The 16,945-nt window shown below is 65.7% G+C and carries 22 protein-coding genes; all 22 read right to left on the minus strand.

What is annotated here, in order from left to right; translation table 11 throughout:
* Positions 1–4: 4 nt before the first annotated feature.
* Complete coding sequence (locus VV867_RS12365; RefSeq protein ID WP_328566531.1) at positions 5–1,162, minus strand: phage tail sheath family protein; 1,158 nt, start codon at positions 1,160–1,162, stop codon at positions 5–7.
* Positions 1,163–1,259: 97 nt separating this feature from the next.
* On the minus strand, positions 1,260–1,553 hold the full coding sequence (locus VV867_RS12370) for a phage tail protein (RefSeq protein WP_328566532.1): 294 nt from the start codon (positions 1,551–1,553) through the stop codon (positions 1,260–1,262).
* An 8-nt stretch (positions 1,554–1,561) separates the two neighbouring features.
* Positions 1,562–3,169 carry a phage tail-collar fiber domain-containing protein gene (locus VV867_RS12375; RefSeq protein ID WP_328566533.1) on the minus strand — a complete coding sequence of 536 codons (1,608 nt, stop codon included), beginning with the start codon at positions 3,167–3,169 and terminating at the stop codon, positions 1,562–1,564.
* A 24-nt stretch (positions 3,170–3,193) separates the two neighbouring features.
* The gene (locus VV867_RS12380) at positions 3,194–3,469 is read right to left on the minus strand and encodes a hypothetical protein (RefSeq protein ID WP_328566534.1); all 276 of its coding nucleotides are present in this window, start codon (positions 3,467–3,469) and stop codon (positions 3,194–3,196) included.
* Positions 3,466–4,647, minus strand: a complete 1,182-nt coding sequence (locus tag VV867_RS12385) for a phage head spike fiber domain-containing protein (protein WP_328566535.1) — start codon at positions 4,645–4,647, stop codon at positions 3,466–3,468. Before VV867_RS12385 ends, VV867_RS12380 begins: the two co-directional genes overlap by 4 nt.
* 9 nt (positions 4,648–4,656) lie before the next feature.
* A complete protein-coding gene (locus VV867_RS12390) occupies positions 4,657–5,343 on the minus strand; it encodes a hypothetical protein (RefSeq protein WP_328566536.1) in 687 nt (228 codons plus the stop codon).
* Between the two features lie 8 nt (positions 5,344–5,351).
* On the minus strand, positions 5,352–5,942 hold the full coding sequence (locus VV867_RS12395) for a phage tail protein I (protein ID WP_328566537.1): 591 nt from the start codon (positions 5,940–5,942) through the stop codon (positions 5,352–5,354).
* Complete coding sequence (locus VV867_RS12400; protein ID WP_328566538.1) at positions 5,935–6,828, minus strand: baseplate assembly protein; 894 nt, start codon at positions 6,826–6,828, stop codon at positions 5,935–5,937. The genes VV867_RS12395 and VV867_RS12400 overlap by 8 nt, the downstream gene beginning before the upstream one ends.
* Positions 6,825–7,151 carry a GPW/gp25 family protein gene (locus VV867_RS12405; RefSeq protein WP_328566539.1) on the minus strand — a complete coding sequence of 109 codons (327 nt, stop codon included), beginning with the start codon at positions 7,149–7,151 and terminating at the stop codon, positions 6,825–6,827. The genes VV867_RS12400 and VV867_RS12405 overlap by 4 nt, the downstream gene beginning before the upstream one ends.
* Positions 7,152–7,156: 5 nt before the next feature.
* Positions 7,157–7,357 (minus strand): hypothetical protein, encoded by a 201-nt coding sequence (locus tag VV867_RS12410; protein ID WP_328566540.1) that lies wholly within the window; start codon positions 7,355–7,357, stop codon positions 7,157–7,159.
* Between the two features lie 57 nt (positions 7,358–7,414).
* Positions 7,415–7,972, minus strand: a complete 558-nt coding sequence (locus VV867_RS12415) for a phage baseplate assembly protein V (RefSeq protein ID WP_328566541.1) — start codon at positions 7,970–7,972, stop codon at positions 7,415–7,417.
* Positions 7,969–8,499, minus strand: coding sequence for a hypothetical protein (locus tag VV867_RS12420; RefSeq protein ID WP_328566542.1), 531 nt, complete (start codon positions 8,497–8,499; stop codon positions 7,969–7,971). Before VV867_RS12420 ends, VV867_RS12415 begins: the two co-directional genes overlap by 4 nt.
* A gap of 3 nt (positions 8,500–8,502) precedes the next feature.
* Positions 8,503–9,159, minus strand: a complete 657-nt coding sequence (locus VV867_RS12425) for a hypothetical protein (protein ID WP_328566543.1) — start codon at positions 9,157–9,159, stop codon at positions 8,503–8,505.
* Complete coding sequence (locus VV867_RS12430; protein WP_442965018.1) at positions 9,156–9,473, minus strand: head-tail joining protein; 318 nt, start codon at positions 9,471–9,473, stop codon at positions 9,156–9,158. The genes VV867_RS12425 and VV867_RS12430 overlap by 4 nt, the downstream gene beginning before the upstream one ends.
* The gene (locus VV867_RS12435) at positions 9,473–10,468 is read right to left on the minus strand and encodes a major capsid protein (RefSeq protein ID WP_328566545.1); all 996 of its coding nucleotides are present in this window, start codon (positions 10,466–10,468) and stop codon (positions 9,473–9,475) included. The genes VV867_RS12430 and VV867_RS12435 overlap by 1 nt, the downstream gene beginning before the upstream one ends.
* 68 nt (positions 10,469–10,536) lie before the next feature.
* On the minus strand, positions 10,537–10,899 hold the full coding sequence (locus VV867_RS12440) for a head decoration protein (RefSeq protein WP_328566546.1): 363 nt from the start codon (positions 10,897–10,899) through the stop codon (positions 10,537–10,539).
* Entirely contained in the window at positions 10,899–12,083 is a 1,185-nt protein-coding gene (locus tag VV867_RS12445) for a head maturation protease, ClpP-related (RefSeq protein ID WP_328566547.1), read from the minus strand. The genes VV867_RS12440 and VV867_RS12445 overlap by 1 nt, the downstream gene beginning before the upstream one ends.
* The gene (locus VV867_RS12450) at positions 12,080–13,567 is read right to left on the minus strand and encodes a phage portal protein (protein WP_328566548.1); all 1,488 of its coding nucleotides are present in this window, start codon (positions 13,565–13,567) and stop codon (positions 12,080–12,082) included. Before VV867_RS12450 ends, VV867_RS12445 begins: the two co-directional genes overlap by 4 nt.
* Positions 13,567–13,791, minus strand: coding sequence for a hypothetical protein (locus tag VV867_RS12455; RefSeq protein ID WP_328566549.1), 225 nt, complete (start codon positions 13,789–13,791; stop codon positions 13,567–13,569). Before VV867_RS12455 ends, VV867_RS12450 begins: the two co-directional genes overlap by 1 nt.
* Positions 13,792–13,802: 11 nt before the next feature.
* Positions 13,803–15,812, minus strand: a complete 2,010-nt coding sequence (locus VV867_RS12460) for a phage terminase large subunit family protein (RefSeq protein ID WP_328566550.1) — start codon at positions 15,810–15,812, stop codon at positions 13,803–13,805.
* Positions 15,813–15,815: 3 nt separating this feature from the next.
* Positions 15,816–16,409: a terminase small subunit gene (locus tag VV867_RS12465; RefSeq protein WP_328566551.1), complete on the minus strand. Its 594-nt coding sequence runs from the start codon at positions 16,407–16,409 to the stop codon at positions 15,816–15,818.
* A gap of 166 nt (positions 16,410–16,575) precedes the next feature.
* Positions 16,576–16,935 (minus strand): phage holin family protein, encoded by a 360-nt coding sequence (locus VV867_RS12470; RefSeq protein WP_328566552.1) that lies wholly within the window; start codon positions 16,933–16,935, stop codon positions 16,576–16,578.
* Positions 16,936–16,945 lie beyond the last annotated feature (10 nt).

The following is a 16,945-nucleotide window of genomic DNA, read 5'->3' on the forward strand; positions in this document are numbered from 1 at the left end:
CTCCTTACGCGTCCAGAACTTCGGTCAACCACTGGTCGGTCACCTCGACCTGGAAGATCGGGTTCTCGGCCGGGATGACGTCGGTGAAGCGGATGTTCCAGTACACCTTGCCTTGGGCCAGTTGACTGGTGGTGTTGAGGGTGGGATCGGCGTAGACCTCGAAGTCGATCACGGCACCTTGGTTCTTCAGGTCGCGCATGAAAGCCTGCAGGCCCTCGGTGACGTCCTTGACGTAGGTCTTGGTGATGCCGCGATCCACCGCCCACTTGTGCCCGACCAGGATGGCGTCCATCACCATGTCCAGCGTCCGCACGCGCGTCACGAAGGTCCATTTCGCATCACTCGACAGCGTGCGGTTGCCCCACAGGCGGTAGCCGCCATCGCGAATGATGGTGGTGATGAACGCGTTGTTGAGCAGGTTCGCGCGGCAGGTCTCGTCGCCGTCCAGGAACTCCACCGGCCGCGAGGTGCCGGTGATGCCGACGAACTCCTTGTTCGACGGCGAACTCCAGAAGCCGTACTGGCTGTCGGTCCAGGCGAACAGGCCGGCCACCCAGGCGGAGGCCGGGGCATCCACCGTGGCGCTGGTCTCGGTGTCCCACATCTGCACGCCGGGATCGACCAGGAAGATACGCTTGCTGCCGAAATTACCGGCGTAGGCGATGGCGTCCTCGTCGGTGGTATTCGGGCCATCGACGATGGCGATGGCGCGCAGCTTGGCCGCCAGGGCGTCCATGGCGGTGGCCACCGCCTCGGTCGCCGAGTGCTTCGGCGCAACCAGCAGGCGCGGCTGGGCGTTGAACCTGGGCTTGCCATCGAGCAACGCCTGCAGGCCGGTGCGCGCACCGTCTACAGTGACACCGCCGATGATTGCGGACACCTGCTCGGCAGGCGTCCCGGCAAGAGCCACCCCCACGGCAACGATCACCGCGCTGGTGCGGGTGTAGATCGCCTTGCAGGCCTTGTAGATCGCCGAGTCGATTCCGAAGGCTGCAGCAGCTTCGCGTTCGTTGGTGATCAGCGTGGCGGCGTTCGGCTGAGCTGTCGCCGTACCCCCTGGGGTGAAGGTATCCACCAGGCCGATGATCGAGGAAGACGGCAACGAAATCGTCCGGGCGCCGACATCGACGCTGGTGACCGTAACGCCGTGAAAGAAACTCATGGGCATTTCTCCTGACATGAAAAAGCCCGCACAGGGCGGGCTAGTGGCTGAACTACGGGGCGGCGCCAGTCTCGGCACCGGATCTAGAGGAACGTAATCACTGCACCAAGGTGTTGTCCGAAGTGCCGAGCAGCGCGGCGACGTCCGGGTTCTGAGCGAGGAACTCGGTCAGCTTGGCCACGGGATCGGGCGCGACGGTCGGTTCCGGGCGGTTCACCAGATCCCAGTCGGCGCCGTTGAAGCGTGGCCAGCGGTCCTCGGGCACCTCGGCCGGCGGCGCCACCAGGGTGCAACGCGCCGGCAGCAGGTAGACGCCCGGCTCGAGCGGGGACTCGTCCGCCTCGGTGGTGCCGACCAGTAGGCCGGCGGTGTCGAACTGGTACGCGAGCATGGGCCCTCCTAGTACTTGATGCAGACCAGCAGCGCCACGTTGCGCGGCCGGGTCTCCGCGCTGCCGGTGCTGCCGACGGTGATGCTGTGGCTGTGGGTGCCGCTGGAGGCGATGGACAGGTTGTGGCTGTGGGCGCCCCCGCTGCCTACGGACACGCCGTGGGTGTGATCCCCTGCTGCCGAGACGCTGACGTTGTGCGTGTGCTGACCGGCGGTCGAGGTGGTGTTCGTCGATCCCGACTGCATGACGGAGTTGGGGCCCGATGCACCCTGGCCAATACCTGGCGAACCCATCGCGGCATGGCTGTGGTTCCCCTGGGCGTCGGTCGACGCAGCATGCGAATGGTTGCCAGCGGTGGCGGTACTCGCCGAGTGGTTGTGTGCGCCATCGGTGGTAGCCGTACCCGTGTGGGTGTGGCTGCCGCCATCGGCCGCAGTTGCGGTGTGGTTGTGGCTCTGCACCGCACCGGCCTGCGAGCTGCCCAGCGCGCGGCCGCCGTCGACGCCGCGGCCATCGTCCCAGCCGCGGATGAACTCGCCGCGCAGGTCCGGCAGGTTGAAGGTGTTGAAGCCATCGCCGGCGCCGTAGGTGGTGCCAATGGCTGCGAACAGATCGGCATAGGCGGTGCGGCTGACGGCGGCGCCGTTGGCCTTGAGCCAGCCAGTGGGCGCCGCGCTGCGCGCGAAGGATGCCACCAGGCCGGCGGGCGCCATGGTCCGCGTTTCCGACTTGCTGAAGACGTCGAGGTTCGTCCGGCCCGCGGCCTTGTCGATCACGTCCGCCAGGTTGTTCCCACGCTCCAGCGGAGCCGGCGCGCTGCCGGCCGGCTCGTTGTTCACCAGGGTGATTCGGGTGTTCGCGGCGTAGCTCTTCCCCAGCTTGAGCCGGGTGGGGATATTCGCGTCAGGCTGCCACTCGTCGGCGCCGGTCCCCTTATCCAGGCGCAGGCCGGCCACGTAGACCGCCAGGCCGTAGGTGGTGGTGACGGTGAGGTCGACGGTGGTCTGGCTCGCCGCCAGCAGCTGCTTCTCGGCCACGGTATCGACCGTGACGTTGATGCCTGCCATGTCCTTCCATTCGTAGTCGCCGTCGGCGTTGCTCGCCTTGCCCAGGAACTGGGTAACGGTGCCTCCCGGGATGATCTGCGCGGCCTTCACATTGGTCAGCACCCACTGCTGGGAGGCCAGAGCGATGGCCGGGTCGACCTGCAAGGTGATGATCTGGGCATTGCTGACCAGGAAGTCGACGCGCACCACGACGTCGGAGAAGGCACCCTCGTCGGCGGTTGGCTTGTATGTGTCCGGCAGGGTGCCAACCACGAACATGGCGCCGTGGCTGTCGAAGACGGCGACCTCGCGCATGGTGAAGCCGCCGACGTTCGCGGGGACCACCAGCTCGGCGGTGAAGCGCTTCGGGTCGGTGGGCGACTGGTAGACGCGGTTGACCGCCGCCCGGTAGCGCTCCCGCACCAGCTGGGTGTCGGTCTCCTGCGGGTCAGTCGGGTTGCCGTTGCCATCGCCGACGGCCATGGTGGGCAGGTTGATCAGCGCCCCAGCGGCTTCTGCCTGAGCCATGGCCGTCAGGCCGTAGAGGGTGTGGATCGTCTTGAACAGCATGGGGAATCCCTCGTTAGTCTTCGGTCAGGCCCAGACGCGCCAGGGCGTGACGGGCTCGGCTTCGATGACGCCCTCGGGCCAGTCGATAAGAGCCTCGGATCGGACGTTGGCGTAGTAGCCGGTGCGCGGCTGTGGGGCTTCGCCTTCGGCCGCTGGTGGGTCGTACCAGGTGCCGATGATGTCGATGGCCACCCCATCTGCGGGGGTCAGGTGGCCGTCCGTGTCCTGGGCGGCGCCGGAGGCGATGAGGGTGGTGCGCATGGCGGCCTCGTCGGCCACCCGGATGAAGTAGTCGATCATGCGGTCATGGCCTGTAGTTCGGCGTTGGAGAGGCGGCGGGGAACGTAGCGGATGCGACGCAAATGGCCGTTGAAATAGGCGGAAGTCACGGACGCGCGCCCCATCGCCAGTTGGCTTACCACTGGCACCTGGCTGGTCACGTCCTCCGTCCCCAGTAGGCCATCTACCGCCGCTTGTACGCTGTCCGTAGCCCATGCACCGGCCGCTTTACGCACCACTCCAGCAACAACTGGAGCGCCAACGGCAATCGACGCCTGCTGGGTGGCCGCGACGAAGATGTCGAAAAGTGGCTTGCTTGAGTCCGATCGTTGCCTGATGAGGTTGGTACCGCTGCCTTGGAGCACCCAGACTGGCGCGTTGTAGGTGGTCCCAATGACGGACCATTCGACGAACATTGTGCCTGCTGTTGCATTGAGCCATGGGCTAAGCATATTCACGCTCGCCAAGTCCGCTGCTCGGGTTACCTGCGAGCCAGTGGTGGGGATGTAGCTGGTGGGAAAACTACCAACTTCAATCTGAGGCTGCCCATAGGTCAATGTTCCAGTGGTGGCATTATTACGCGTAATGCTCCCATCAGTATTCCATGCAGGGTAACAGCGCATACCGGCATAAGTAGTATCACCGTCCATCTGGACAGCCATCCAGACACGCCAAGAAGTTCCATGATCGAATACTCCAGCAGCAATTACACCGGAAGTTGACGTAGCAGTTATTACCCCTGTATTGGGATTGAAGATAACAGAGCGGCCTATGATAGTTGGCCCGTACGCAATACCAATGGCGCCGAAGTGTGGAGCACCCACAGTCTTCTTCACTGATACCGATGCACAAAGAATGGTGTTGGGTGTGGTAGCGACGTTCTGATACCAAAAGTCATCGTTATTTGAGCTATCGATCAGATCGATGAAGTTTGCCAACCCCATATTGAACGCGGAGGCAGTACGAGTCAGCCCTCCATTGAGAGAACCATAGGTGAGCATGTTCTCGCTGTTGGTGTAGAGGTTGGTTCTTTGCTCCTCTATCAGCAAACCGCGCAATACCCGCGTGACCGGGTCGTAGTCGAAGCGGGGCTGGTTGGCAGCGACCATTTCGTACAGGCCCTGCGCGTTGAAGCGGCCTCCTGCACTGTTGCGCGTGTGCGTGATCAGGTCAGCATATGCCTTGGATACTTGAGCCATGGCGAGCCCTCAGAAGGTGGACAAGGCGACGCGGCGCCAGGTGTTGGTGGCGACAGCGACGTAGAGGTAGGAGGTGCTGAGTGCGACGTCGCCAGGGGTTCCTGCCGAGGTGCTGGTCGCCGGCACCGAGACGAGCCGCAGGTCCTGGCTCTTGATGAAGACCAGCGGGCTTTCCGCAACCGAGTACGCGCCGGCGAGGAAGTCAAGCACCAAGGATTCGCCCGGCGGGGTGAGCGTCTTGTACCAGGCCGACCGGCCGCCACGGGTCTCGTCGGCCAGCACGCGCACGATGACGCCACTGGCCAGATTCCAGACGTCGGCCATGGCATCGGCGTAGGTGCCGTAGTTCTTCTGCAGCTTGGCCAGGTCGGCGGCGTCCTGGGCCACCTGGCTGTATGCCTGCGATACCGCAGCGGCACTCTGCGCAGCGCTGACGCTCTCGGCGACGTCGTTGCACTGGATGCGCACGGTGTAGCTGCGCCCGGGCACGCTGACGGTGAGGTCGTAGGTCCCATTCGGCGCGGCGAACTGCAGCAGGCCATCGGCCGTGGCTGCGAAGGGGTTCGCCAGATCGGCGCCGGTGGCGTCCTTCAGGCCGCTGGCCAGGGTGGTGCTCCCGGGCAGGAATAGCGCAGCCGTGGCCCCGGGCAGGATGTCGCCGTTGGCGTTCTGTGCGAAGTAGTTCTTGAGCTCCATGGCTGTCCTCAGACCGTGACGGTGCCGTAGACCGGCAGGGCGAATTCGTTGATGACCAGGCGCGGCTTCTGGTAGCCGCTGACGCTGAGGTCGCTACCGAGGGTGGTCACCGTAGCGACCGTCAGCTCGGCCTGGCTGGTGACGGTGAGCAGCACCGTCTCGAGCTGCGAGCGCAGGTTCTTGGTGTTGGCCACCACCTCGAGCACTTTGGCCAGGTCGGCCTTGGTCAGGGCGCCCTGGTCAACGTCCAGCAGCAGGCGGAAGGTGTAGGGCTGGCCGGCGGGTGTCTGGTTGAACCACTCCTGCACGCGCACCGGCAGGCCGAGGGCACCCAGCGCCCGGCGCACTGCGCCGATGGTGCCCTTGATGCGCTGCACGGCCAGCGCCTGCTTCACGGTGTCGCGCTTCTGGCGCTCCGACCAGGCGTCGGACCAGTCGTCAACGGACCAGGCCCAGGCCAGCCAGGGCAGCAGGTTCAGCGGGCAGGTTTCCGGGTTCCACAGACTGCGCAGGATCACCGGCAGGTCGGTGGCCTGCACGCCGGCCTGTGCCGCGGCGCGCTCCAAATCGGTGGAGTTCAGTGGCAGCAGATCAGACATCGGTACTCCCCGCCACGCTAAGCGTGATTCCAGTGCAGTAGGCGGCCTCACCGGTGCCTATCACCAGATTGTTGGCAGGGCTGGAGAGGTTCACCCGCTGAACTCCAGGCTGATGCAGCGCGGCATAGACGCCCGAGAGGGTCACATCGCGCCCCATCCCATGCTGGCTCTTCGCATAAGCCTCAGCCGCCGCCAGAGCCGCGGCGCGGACCACCGCGGAATCGGGACCAGGCAGCATCACCAACTCGGCCACGATGCTGTAGTTGACGATACTGGCCGACTGGACGGTGACCTTGTCGGTCATCGGCCGGACCTCGTCGACGTTCAGCGCGGCGGAAACAGCCGTGAGCAATGACTCCGAGGCCGTGCCGTTACCAGTACGGGACAGCACGTACACGGTGACGGAGCCAGGCAAGGGGCTGACCGCGCTGATGTCAGCAACATCGGCGTCCGCGCCTAGGCCATGGAAGATGTACGACTGCTCACTACCGGCGGTGGTGTAGCCCTCCGGCGAGAGCTGAATACGTCGGCGGAAGTCCTCATCGGACTCGTAGACAGGCCCGCGCGGCGGCACGGCCTGGCTGTCCCCTGCGTCGATCAGGATCCGCTGGACGTTGTAGTTCGCACCGAGCTGGTCGAGATCTCCGCCCTGGGCGAAGGCCAGCATCACCGCACGCGCCGCATCGTTGATCCGAGCGCGCAGCAGCAACTCCCGATAGGCAGCCACCTCCAGCAGCTTGGTCACCGGATCGGACTCCAGCGCCGCCGTCCAGGCATCTCCCATGGCCTCACGGAAGGCCGCCAGCAGATCCTGGTAGATGTCCTCGAAATCGAGGTCATCGATCACCGCCGGAGCCGGAAGCTGAGAGAGGTCAATGATGCTCATGCCGATACCTCAACCGTTAGATCATCACCGAGGTACTGGCCTCGCAGGAGGAACACGATGCGGCCACCAACGACCGACTTGACCTGGACCGACTGCAACGAGATGCGTGGCTCCCAGCGGCGCAGCGCTCGCGCGGCCTCCGCCTGGACGGCGCTTTTCCAGCCTTCGTTCACGGGAAGGTCAACCATGCGGCGCAGGCGGCTGCCATACTCCGGGCGCATCCGCCGGCTGCCCAGTGGGGTGCTCAAGATGTCCTCGATGGACTGTTTCAGGTGGGCCAGCCCGGACAGAGGCTGACCAGTCCGGCGGTCCATTCCGATCATTGCGGTTACTCCAGCGGCTCGAAGTCCGCATGCTGGGCCAGGTACTCGCGCAGCGCCTCGCTGGTAGCCGCCACCTGGCTGCGCTCAACTCTGGCGACCTCCCCGCTTGGCAGCACCAGAACACGGGAGAGGAAGCATTTATCGCGGTAGACAACGGCCCCATCCGCGCTAGGTTCGCCCTTCGGGGCAGGGTTAGTCTTGGCCATGGTTCCTCCAGAAGTGACAAGGCCCGCTGTCGGCGGGCCCTGTTGGTGTGTACTGAATCAGTGGGTGTGGTGGTTGCTGTTGCCGGTGGTGTCCATGATCGAGCCGGTGCTGGTGATGTTGCCCTGCACCGCCAGGTTGCCCTGGATGGCTACCTCGCCCTGCAGGGTGATCTGCCCAGCCTGGACTGTGACGCCGGAGTCGTCGACCAGCACCTGCACGCCGCCGACCTTCACCGTGACGCTGCCGCTGGGCAGCTCGATGCTGTAGCTGTGTGCCGCCCAGTCATAGACCAGCGAACCGCCATCATCGAAACGCCACACCTGGACGTGGTCGCGGCTGTCCGCCGGCGCCCCGGCCGAGCCGAACAGGCCGGGCACGAAGGTGCCGACCTCAGCCACACCGGACGGACTGAACAGCACCCCCTGTTCGCCCAGCGACGGCGCCCGCCAGTGGCGGGCCTTGCCCGCGGCGAGGTCATGCCAGCGCACCCAGGCGCTGGTCCACTCGCCATCGCTCACCCGCACACGGGCCGCAGCGAGGTCCACCGCAACCACCACGCAAGGCATGATCAGCGCTGCGATCATGCGGTCATGCTCTGCCTGGGCGTAGCTCACTGCAGATCCTCCGGCGGCAGGTATCGTTCCTCGTTGCCTGGCCCGGTGTCCGGGTCGAAACCAACCAGCAGCGTGCCGGGCGGCTCGTCTGGCCACGGCCACTCTTCGGCGCCCAGGTAGACCTGCTGCGTCCACTCGACCAGCCAGACCTCGTATCCATCCAGCTCCGGCTTGGTCCAGTCCCGGCCGGACTGGGTGAACGCCGCCGGCTCCACCGGCAGCCCCCAGGTCTGACCGCGCAGCAGCACCGCCAACTGGGTGGCCAGCTGCACCGCCTGCCCGTGGCAGCCTAGGCGCTCCGGCGGCATGATGATGCGCGCCTCCATGCGCAGTTCCAGGGCTGTTTCACCGGTGCCCGGGTCCTGGCCCGGCTCGAACTCGGCGACCTCCAGGAACAGCGCCGGCAGCGCGATCCGGTCACGGATGTCCGGGAACACCTCCACCGTTTCCAGGCCGGGCAGTTCCGCCCGCAGCACCGCCTCGATTGCCCGGTACAGCTGGTCGAGGCTGAACTCTGGCTCAACCATGTATCACCCCCGTGCAGCCTTGATCAGTTCGAAGTTGAGTTCCTGCAGCAGCACCTCGACCAGGCGCTGATCAGCGCGGCGCGTCCACTCATCGAAGAGCGGGCGAACGTCCTCCAGCAACACCTTGGCCTTGGCCAGCGGGAACCGGCCATACATCTCCCAATCCATGCTGCCGTGCTGCTGCCCCCTGGAAGAGGTCAGCTCCGAAGCCGGATAGTCCTCGGCCCTGAAGTGCTTGCTGCCGGTACGGATCCAGATGTCGGCCTGGCCACCGTAGACACGCCGGTAGAACGCCCCCGCGTATCGCCGGCCCGCCACGCTCACGCCGGTGTTGGTCTGCCGGGGCCGGCCGATCCGGCTGGCCTCGATAGGGTTGATGCCGAACCAGAGCTTGCCCTGGCCAGCACCGCCCTTGGCCGGGTAGCTGCGCAGCCGCTGCCGCACCGCGCGCATGGCGATGCGCTCCTGCTTGCTCACCGCCCGCGCAATGTGCGTCCGCAACCAGCCCAGGACCTTGTTGATGGCCCGACGCTGGGCTTTCGCGGCAGCCGACGGCACCAGGTCGGCGAAGCGCTCGAAGCGCTTCGCATCGTCCTTGCTGACCTGCAGGGTGATCATTCCCCCGTCGGCCGTGGCCTTGTAGAAGCTGCCGACACTCATGGCCGAGGCCTCAACAGAAGCGCAACCAGGCCGGTTCCATCCGGCTCCTTGCGCACCACGTCATAGTCGCCGCCATCCGGCGCCGGCAGTTGCACGGTGATCACCTGCCCTTCCTGGACTAGGTCGGCGTCCGCGGGGCGAACCACGAAACGAGGCTCACGCAACTGGGTGTTGAGCCGGCCGACCTGGGGATCCCGCCAGGGCGCGGCAAACATCCCGCGCACCGGCTGCTCCAGATCAGGGAACAGGGCTGTATCCCCCAGGACGCCGAAGATCACGTCGTCCATCCCCGCGACCAACGCCCGGAAGTCCATCACTTCACCAGTCTGATGATGGCGCGCGGTCGGGTGCAAATGTGCAGCGGGTTCGATTGCGCCTCACCCGCGATACCCTTGTCGAAGGGCATGCGCTCTTGCTTGGCGTAGTAGGGCAGACCCAGGGTGTTGACGGTCTCCATGTAGTTCGCCGGGGCAAACACACTCAGGAACAGCTCGGGCACCCCTTCCGGCACCAGGCGGGCCTCGTCGCTCGGGATGAACGGCAGCGAGCCCACCTTGCCGCGGTAGCGCTCCCAGGTGATCCCTCCGAAGTCAAAGGCTTCCCGCGCGTCACCGCGCAGCTGTGCGGCCTGCTGGCTATTCAGGTAGGTCTCCTTGACCGATTTCTGGACAATCAGTTCGTTCCAGAAGTCCTTGCCGCAGAATGCACGAGCGCCGTGGCTGGTCACGTTGCCCAGGGCATCTTCTTGCATATCCAGGGCCTCGCCGGCCTTCAGACGGACCTCGGTTGCTGCGTTATCCAGCTCCATCTGCAGCACCTGCTCTTCGATCTCGAAGCGCTGGTACAGGTCGAGCAGGATGCTGGTGCCGTCGGCATCCAGGATGACGCCCCGGATGGCCCCCATGCGCTGGAACTCGTGAGTCGCATCCAGCTGGCGGCGCATCTTGGCGAGGCGCTTCGCCACGACATCTTGCACAGCTTCCAGCTCGGTCAGCTCGCCGAAGGCGCGGATGCCCTGGATCTCGTCGGCCATGATGCTGAAGGTCTGCGGCAGGTGGACGGCGTTGAACGGAATCAGGTTCCGCTTGCTACCAGTCACCACCAGACCAGCGGTGCCGCGGTCCTTGGCCGGCACCAGAGACAGGGTGTCGCCGTCCTTCTCGATCTGCTGGGTGACGGTGGTACTACCCTCTTCCTCGAACAGCCCGAGGGCGGCGAGGCGTCCAGGCACCATCGGGGATTCATTGATGGCAGCAGTCAGCCCGGCAACGCCGAAGGCCTCGTCTTCGAAGATGTTGATTTCAGCCATGTAAGCACTCTCCAGAAATGCGAAGCCCCGCATCAGCGGGGCTCCTAGGGTTCAGTCCGTGGCGCCGATCAGTACGGCGTGCCGGCGCGGACGATGATGTTGCGGGCCTTGAAGTCAGCGCGGGCCGCATCGTTCAGGCCAGTCAGGCCCACGTCGATGACCTCGGCCAGACGCGCAACGACCACGGCGGCCTGTGGCGCGGTGGAAGCCGGCTTGGGCGCGTAGAGGATTGCCACCGCCACCTCACTGCCGTCGTCGGCGGCATCGTTGTAGGGAACGTACTGGCCGCTGGCGGTGACGATGCCGAGCACCTGGCCGGCGGGCAGCGCAACTGCGGTGGCTGCCAGCGTCACCTGGTCGCGCGAGATGCTGCCGGAGCCCTCCGAAAGGAGGAATTCGCCGGCATGGATGCCTTCTTTCTTGATGGTCATTACGCTTCTCCTTTCGAAGCCTTGGATTTACCGGTATTGGCAGCCCGGCGCTCGGCATAGACCTTCGTCGGGCTGGCCGCCTTGGGCTTGGGTGCCGGCGGCGCCGCGGGTTCGAGCGGCGGGGTGTTATTGATCTCGCCGAAGCCGTTGCCCACCAGCTTATCGAATAGCCGGGCTCGGACCGCTTCAACGCCCAGCCCCGCTTTCACGTAGTCCACCGCGAGCTCGGGCAGGCGGGCACTGACACACAGGTCGCGTACCGCCTTGGCCCGGTTGATCGCAGCATCGACGCTGGCTTCGTCCTTCAGATCCGCAGACACGGTCAGGGCCTCCACTAGGTTGCTGATTCCGGCGTCAGCACAACCGCGCACAATGCGGTTCACCAGAGCGCCGGCAGTGGGTTGATTGGTCGGCGCGGGCGGAGTGTCCGGCGGCGCCGGAGCCACATCAGACAGCGTCTGTTCTTCGAGTTGGGCCAGCAGCGCCAACGGGGCTCGGTGATAGCGCCGCAGCGCACCGCCATCGCCCAACTGAGCCTTAACCGTCACGCCGTCGATCACCTCATCGCAGAAGCCGAGTTCCTTCGCTTCGCTGGCCGTCAGCCAGGTCTCGTCCTTGATCAGGCGCCGCAGCTCGGCATCATCGATGTCCGGCGCCTTGCGCTTGTACGACGCAACAATGGCCTCCAGCGTCTGGTCCAGCACATCGGCCAGCTTGCGGAAGTCATCGGCCGCGCCGCTGGCCCCCCAGGTCCAGGGGTTGTGGATCATCAGCATGGCGTTGGAAGCCATGACGACGCGGTGGGCGCCGCAGGCAGCTACGCTACCCGCGCTGGCCGCCAGCGCGTCCACGCGAGCCGTGCAACGCTCGCCCAGGCGATTGAGGGCGTTGTGGATCGCCAGTCCTTCGAAGAGATCGCCACCGATGGTGTTGAAGGCCACCAACACTTCGGAAATGCCATCATCCACCGCCTTCAGGTCCTGGATGAACTGGTTGGCGGTGATACCCCAACCGCCGATCTCACCGTAGACGTAGACCTCGATGGTCGGCGTGGCAGCATCCTCTACCGCGGCCTTGATGCTGTACCAGGTCTTGTCTTTCACCTCGGGCGCCACCGGCACCTTGTTGAAAATCTGTAGGCCGAGCGAGAGCGCCAAGGCGCGCAGCTTGGTGATTCCGATCATGGGGTTTTACCCTCCTCCTCGTCGGTCAATGCATCCGCATCGCCGATGCTGTAATGCAGACCCAGCTCCCGCGCCCGGGCCTGGTCTGCCGCGTTCTGTTCGTCGATGGTCTCGGCGTCGTAGCCCTTGCGCAGTACCACCTCGCTGCGCGAAGTGAAGCCCGCTTTGACTTCCAGGATCTTGCCCTGGACGTCCTGCACCGGATGGATGTACTCCCAGCCCTGCGGAACCCAGCGAGTGCGCAGATACTCTCGGCGGCGCCGGGCGTAGTCAGGCACATCGAGCGCCCCCGACAGAAAGGCCATGTCCAACCAGGCAGCCCGCACCGGGCGGCAGAACTGGTGGATGTAGACGCCGAACTGCAGTTGCTCCAGGCGCCGACGGAACTCGTTGAGTACCACGCGGATCACCCGGTCGTTGACGTCGCGTAGATCCCCGGTGAACAGTTCGTAGGGAGTACCAGATCCCATCGCGGCTGCCTGTAGCTGCTGCCGCATGAAGTCGGGGTAGGTGTTGCCAGCGTCTGGCGGGTCGGTGAACTCCACCGTCTCACCTGGCAGTAACTCCTGCATGGTGCCCGGCTCCAGCCCGACCATGGGCGTGAAACCGTCCCCATCCATTCGAACGGGGGCGCCGGTGACCGGATCCATAACCGGCGGGCCGGCCTGCTGCTCCTGCCGGACGATGAACCCCGCGAACAGGTTCGAGACTTCCTGGCGAAACAGCACCGCGTCGTCGTAGTTGTCCAGCGACTTGAGCCGCAGGAGGATCCTCGACAGCCGCGGGACACCGCGCAGCTGCCCAGCTTCCAGTGGCTCGAAAACGTGCAGCACCTCGCTCGCAGGCACCCTCACCAACTGGTTGTAGCCGCTGCCGACCAAGGTGCTGTCGCCGGGATGGCGGCGGTACATCCAGTACGCCACCCGCTTTCCCAGGCCATTGAACTCGATGCCCGCGCGAATCAGGTTACCGTTGCGCGCCACCTCGTTCTTCTCCACCGGGACGAACTCCGGCGCGAGCAACTGCAGCTGCAGCGGCACGGCCAGGCCATCCTCCAGGCGCCTCGGCCGGAACCGGATGAAGCACTCACCCGACTCTTCGACCATGCGCGCCATCAGCGCCTGCTGGCCGTATAGATCGGTACGCTCATCCGCATCCGATTCGTCGGTCCAGTCTGCCCAAAGCAGTTGCAGTGCTCGGCGCAACTGCTTGTCCTGGGTATCGGGCATCGGGACGATGCCGGTGCCGATCAGGTTGCTGACACGGGTATCAATGGCACCGCCCGCATACGGGTCGTTGCGCACCGCAGCGCGAGAGCGCTTGCGCAGCATCGGCAAGGCCGGGAGCGACAAGGTATTGATCGAGCCCGGCGGCGCATCCCAGTTGGCCGCCCTGCGGCCTGTGCCGGCCCCCTCGTAGCTGTTCTTGATCCGATCCGGGAGCAGGAAGCCCTTCCCGCTCAGGTGTGGAAAGCGGCCTGCCATCAAACCCCCTTGCCGGCGTGGTAGAGACGCACCACGCGCGAGCGCCGGCTGGTCTGCGCGGCTTCCTGGGCGGCCTGGGCCGCGTATTGCTCTTCCAGCAGCCGCAAGCTGGCCAACTGGGCACGGTCCACCTGGCGGCCCTCGAAGCGGATCGACTGCCCCGTTTCGAGAACGGCCTTGATCGCCACCCGGACATCGTCCAGGCGCTGCTGTGCAGTACTCATGTTGACCTCACTTATCGACGGTTCAAGTACCCGCTACGCGAGGTACGGCGCCCACTGGGCGGGGATTGCGGGGCAACGGCCCGCGCGGGTGCAGGCTGAGACCTGGCCGGTGCCGCGGGCCGAGCCTGGGCTGGCACCTGGTCGGGGCCTTCAGGCTCCGCAGGTACAGCAGCAGGCTCAGAGAACAGGCTGCCCTGGCTCACCGCCGCCCGCAGGCTGCTCCATTGCGGCTCGTGATAACGATGCAGGCCGAGGAACTGGGCGGCGGCCAGGTTGTACACCATCAGGTCGAGCGCCTCGTTGCGCTCGGACTTGGCCTTCACCCATTCGACGCGGCGGAAGCCCTTCACGTAACGGACCACCTTGCGCTCCGCCACGCACTGGTCGAAGAAGTCTTCCGGCAGATCCTGCGAGAAGTGCAGTGCGCCGGGACCGTCCTCGATCTGGTAGCGGTTGTAGATCCAGTCCTTGGCGGTGTCGGTGCCGATCATCCAAAGCTCGGCGCCATCCTTCTCGGTGTTGCCACGCCAGGTGACATCCACCTTCGAGGGGCGTTGCGCCAGTACCGGCCGGCCGCGTTTACTCGAACCCTTCACCGCCAGCACGTTGCGCCAGCGGCGCAGCCTGGTGAACTGGTAGACCTCGTCGGTGTGGTGGCCGCCGGAGTCGATGCAGGTCGCGCAGATCGACATTTCGACGCCGCTGACATGCCGGTACCGCGTCTTCAGCCGCTCATCGAGCAGCGCCCAGGTGCGCTCGTCTGCAGGGTCGCCGGAGATCACCTGAAAGTCGACGATCCAGCGCTCCATGCCAGGGCCCCAGCCCATCACCAGCAGCTCAAGACGGTTGTGCTGGGTATCCACCGCAGCGGTGAGAATCAGCGCACCGGCCGGAACGACACCCAGCGGAAGGCCCTCGGCCAGGGCGCGCTTCATCAGCTCCTTCGCCTTGGTCATTTCCTCGGCGCTGTCCCACACCTTGGCCAGGCGGGTGTTGTAGAACACCTGCATGGAGCCGGGGTCACCCTTCTCCTGCAGTTTCTTCGCCTCGTCGTACTCCTTGGCCATGTCCGACCAGCTCAGCCAACCGGGCGGCGCATACAAGGCGTTGAGGGTGAAGCTGACAGTTTCGCCATCGCCCACGGCGTGGGCACGCCACTCGCCGGCAGCCAGCATCGCTGCCTTGTGATGCTCATCGATCAGCGCACAACCAGGCGTGCAGCACTGGTACTGCACGAAGCGATAGTCGTTGGTGTACTTCAGTCCCTCCCACTCCAGGACCTGCATGGTTCCGCAGTGGGGGCACGGCACGTAGTAGTGCCGCTGATCACCCTGCTCGAACAGATCGAAGATCCGCGAGACACCTTTCACGGTCGGCGAACTGGAGTAGTAGAACTTCGCCCGGCGACCGAAGGTGCTGCCGCGCGCTTCCGCCAGCTTGACCGGATCGCCCTCGTTGTCGATGTCCAGTTCCCAGCGGTCGACCTCGTCGCCGTAGATGTAGCGCGCCGCCAGCTCCGCCAGGTTGGATGCCGAGCCGGCGGTCACGCAGTACAGCGCGCCCCCCTCGAACTCCTTGGTGTCGATGGTGTTTCGGGCATCGCGCGAGCGGGACCTGGCGACGCGCCCCTTCAGCACCGGCACGGCCTTGATGGTCTTGTCGATCCGACCGGACACCCGCTTGCTCAACTTCTCACTGGGCAGCAACGCCAGGATGTTGGCCGGCGCACGGTGGATGCAGCCACCAAACCAGTTGAGCGCCACCTGGGTCTTCATCAACTGCGAGGCGATCATGGTGACGATCCGCTTCGACGGGTGAGGCGGCGACAGGCAGCGCTGGACCTCCCGGGCATAGGGCGTGCGGTCGGTGCGGTACTTCCCGGGCTCAGCGGCACCAGTGTCCGCCGGGATCATCTGGAACTCGTCGGCCCATTCGTCGATCCACAGCTCGGGGTCGGGCTTCAGTCCCCTGCGGTACGCCGCCAGGTACACGGCGGCACCGTCGGCATACGGTTGTTCCATGGCTCAGTTCGGCTCCTTGCCTCCCTGCTCGATTTCCGCATCGAGCTGCAGGCAGCGGTCGGCATCTTCCAGGGCTTGGCGCAGCGCTTGCGTCAGGCGGCGCTCGATCTCCCACACGTCGGTCAGGGTGACCAGTTCGCCGGCGAGCTTCGGCGGGATGCCCATCAGCAGGTCGCGCAGCGCCCGCGCAGCGGTAAACGCCGCGGAATCGACCAAGCCGCGCTCCACCAGCTCGCCACGGCTCTTCCGGTGCTCGTCCTCGGCCAGCAGGGCAAGGGCGTATTCGCGGCGAGCCCGGGCCTTCTGGTAGTCGGGAGCAGCACCTGGCGCAGCCGGAAGGGCGGCAGTGGCCGGGCTGGGATCCGCAGTCGCCGTGACGTGGGCATACACGCCCTTCTCCACCCGTTCCTGGTGGTGCCGCTCGGCTACCCCGGCCTTGCTGGGATCGGCGCTCGCCGCCAGCAGTTGGTCGGTAGCCTCGGCATCCACCTTGCCGTCTGCCGTAACCACAAGGCGGCCTTGCTTGGCCAGTTTGGAAACGTAGGGGCGCGACCAGCCGCGACTGTCCGCATACTCAGCCTTGCTCAACAGCGCCATGGGGAAGACCTGTTAACCGCAATGAACTCAATGGGTTAACTCGGTTAACCCCTGTTAACTAACCTCCAGGGCCAGCCACTAGCGCGAAATCGCGAGTCCGCGCACCCGTACTCCGGCCGGTCCTCTAGGGGCCCCCGCCCCCCGGGGGACAGGGCCCGGCGCCGGGTCACGGCCCGTCGGCGTCGGCTCGGCCGGTCGTGGCCGAGGGGGCAGCGCACACCCCCAGCCTCTTCGCGGCCCAGCGTTCGTACAGCCCGACGGCCACCTCGGCGCCGGCCGCGGCGGTCAGGCTGCCGAGTGCGCCCGCGACCAACACCGCCGCCCCGGCTGCCTGCGCCAGGAACATCACCGCTACACCGCAGACCACCGACGCACCGGAGCGCAGGGCCAGCCGGCGGATCAGGATCCAACCGGTCAGCCCGGCCTTGTCCGCGCGCCACATCTCGCCGCTGACGCCGCCCGCTGCTGCGAGCAGGATCAGAACCCACACCGGCATCTCAGCCAGGGCCTGCTGTTCGTTCGGCATGTCGCCACCT

It is taken from the genome of Pseudomonas sp. JH-2, assembly GCF_036231725.1.
In the GTDB taxonomy this organism is placed as follows: domain Bacteria; phylum Pseudomonadota; class Gammaproteobacteria; order Pseudomonadales; family Pseudomonadaceae; genus Pseudomonas; species Pseudomonas delhiensis.

What these genes read in the sequence shown, in the direction of transcription:
- VV867_RS12400 (WP_328566538.1), bottom strand. Translation starts at nt 6,828, where the DNA reads ATGAGCATCATTGACCTCTCTCAGCTTCCGGCTCCGGCGGTGATCGAT.
- VV867_RS12390 (WP_328566536.1), bottom strand. Translation starts at nt 5,343, where the DNA reads ATGGAGCTCAAGAACTACTTCGCACAGAACGCCAACGGCGACATCCTG.
- VV867_RS12385 (WP_328566535.1), bottom strand. Translation starts at nt 4,647, where the DNA reads ATGGCTCAAGTATCCAAGGCATATGCTGACCTGATCACGCACACGCGC.
- VV867_RS12370 (WP_328566532.1), bottom strand. Translation starts at nt 1,553, where the DNA reads ATGCTCGCGTACCAGTTCGACACCGCCGGCCTACTGGTCGGCACCACC.
- VV867_RS12395 (WP_328566537.1), bottom strand. Translation starts at nt 5,942, where the DNA reads ATGTCTGATCTGCTGCCACTGAACTCCACCGATTTGGAGCGCGCCGCG.
- VV867_RS12440 (WP_328566546.1), bottom strand. Translation starts at nt 10,899, where the DNA reads ATGACCATCAAGAAAGAAGGCATCCATGCCGGCGAATTCCTCCTTTCG.
- VV867_RS12425 (WP_328566543.1), bottom strand. Translation starts at nt 9,159, where the DNA reads ATGAGTGTCGGCAGCTTCTACAAGGCCACGGCCGACGGGGGAATGATC.
- VV867_RS12445 (WP_328566547.1), bottom strand. Translation starts at nt 12,083, where the DNA reads ATGATCGGAATCACCAAGCTGCGCGCCTTGGCGCTCTCGCTCGGCCTA.
- VV867_RS12465 (WP_328566551.1), bottom strand. Translation starts at nt 16,409, where the DNA reads ATGGCGCTGTTGAGCAAGGCTGAGTATGCGGACAGTCGCGGCTGGTCG.
- VV867_RS12460 (WP_328566550.1), bottom strand. Translation starts at nt 15,812, where the DNA reads ATGGAACAACCGTATGCCGACGGTGCCGCCGTGTACCTGGCGGCGTAC.
- VV867_RS12455 (WP_328566549.1), bottom strand. Translation starts at nt 13,791, where the DNA reads ATGAGTACTGCACAGCAGCGCCTGGACGATGTCCGGGTGGCGATCAAG.
- VV867_RS12410 (WP_328566540.1), bottom strand. Translation starts at nt 7,357, where the DNA reads ATGGCCAAGACTAACCCTGCCCCGAAGGGCGAACCTAGCGCGGATGGG.
- VV867_RS12420 (WP_328566542.1), bottom strand. Translation starts at nt 8,499, where the DNA reads ATGGTTGAGCCAGAGTTCAGCCTCGACCAGCTGTACCGGGCAATCGAG.
- VV867_RS12435 (WP_328566545.1), bottom strand. Translation starts at nt 10,468, where the DNA reads ATGGCTGAAATCAACATCTTCGAAGACGAGGCCTTCGGCGTTGCCGGG.
- VV867_RS12380 (WP_328566534.1), bottom strand. Translation starts at nt 3,469, where the DNA reads ATGATCGACTACTTCATCCGGGTGGCCGACGAGGCCGCCATGCGCACC.
- VV867_RS12430 (WP_442965018.1), bottom strand. Translation starts at nt 9,473, where the DNA reads ATGGACTTCCGGGCGTTGGTCGCGGGGATGGACGACGTGATCTTCGGC.
- VV867_RS12365 (WP_328566531.1), bottom strand. Translation starts at nt 1,162, where the DNA reads ATGAGTTTCTTTCACGGCGTTACGGTCACCAGCGTCGATGTCGGCGCC.
- VV867_RS12470 (WP_328566552.1), bottom strand. Translation starts at nt 16,935, where the DNA reads ATGCCGAACGAACAGCAGGCCCTGGCTGAGATGCCGGTGTGGGTTCTG.
- VV867_RS12450 (WP_328566548.1), bottom strand. Translation starts at nt 13,567, where the DNA reads ATGGCAGGCCGCTTTCCACACCTGAGCGGGAAGGGCTTCCTGCTCCCG.
- VV867_RS12375 (WP_328566533.1), bottom strand. Translation starts at nt 3,169, where the DNA reads ATGCTGTTCAAGACGATCCACACCCTCTACGGCCTGACGGCCATGGCT.
- VV867_RS12405 (WP_328566539.1), bottom strand. Translation starts at nt 7,151, where the DNA reads ATGATCGGAATGGACCGCCGGACTGGTCAGCCTCTGTCCGGGCTGGCC.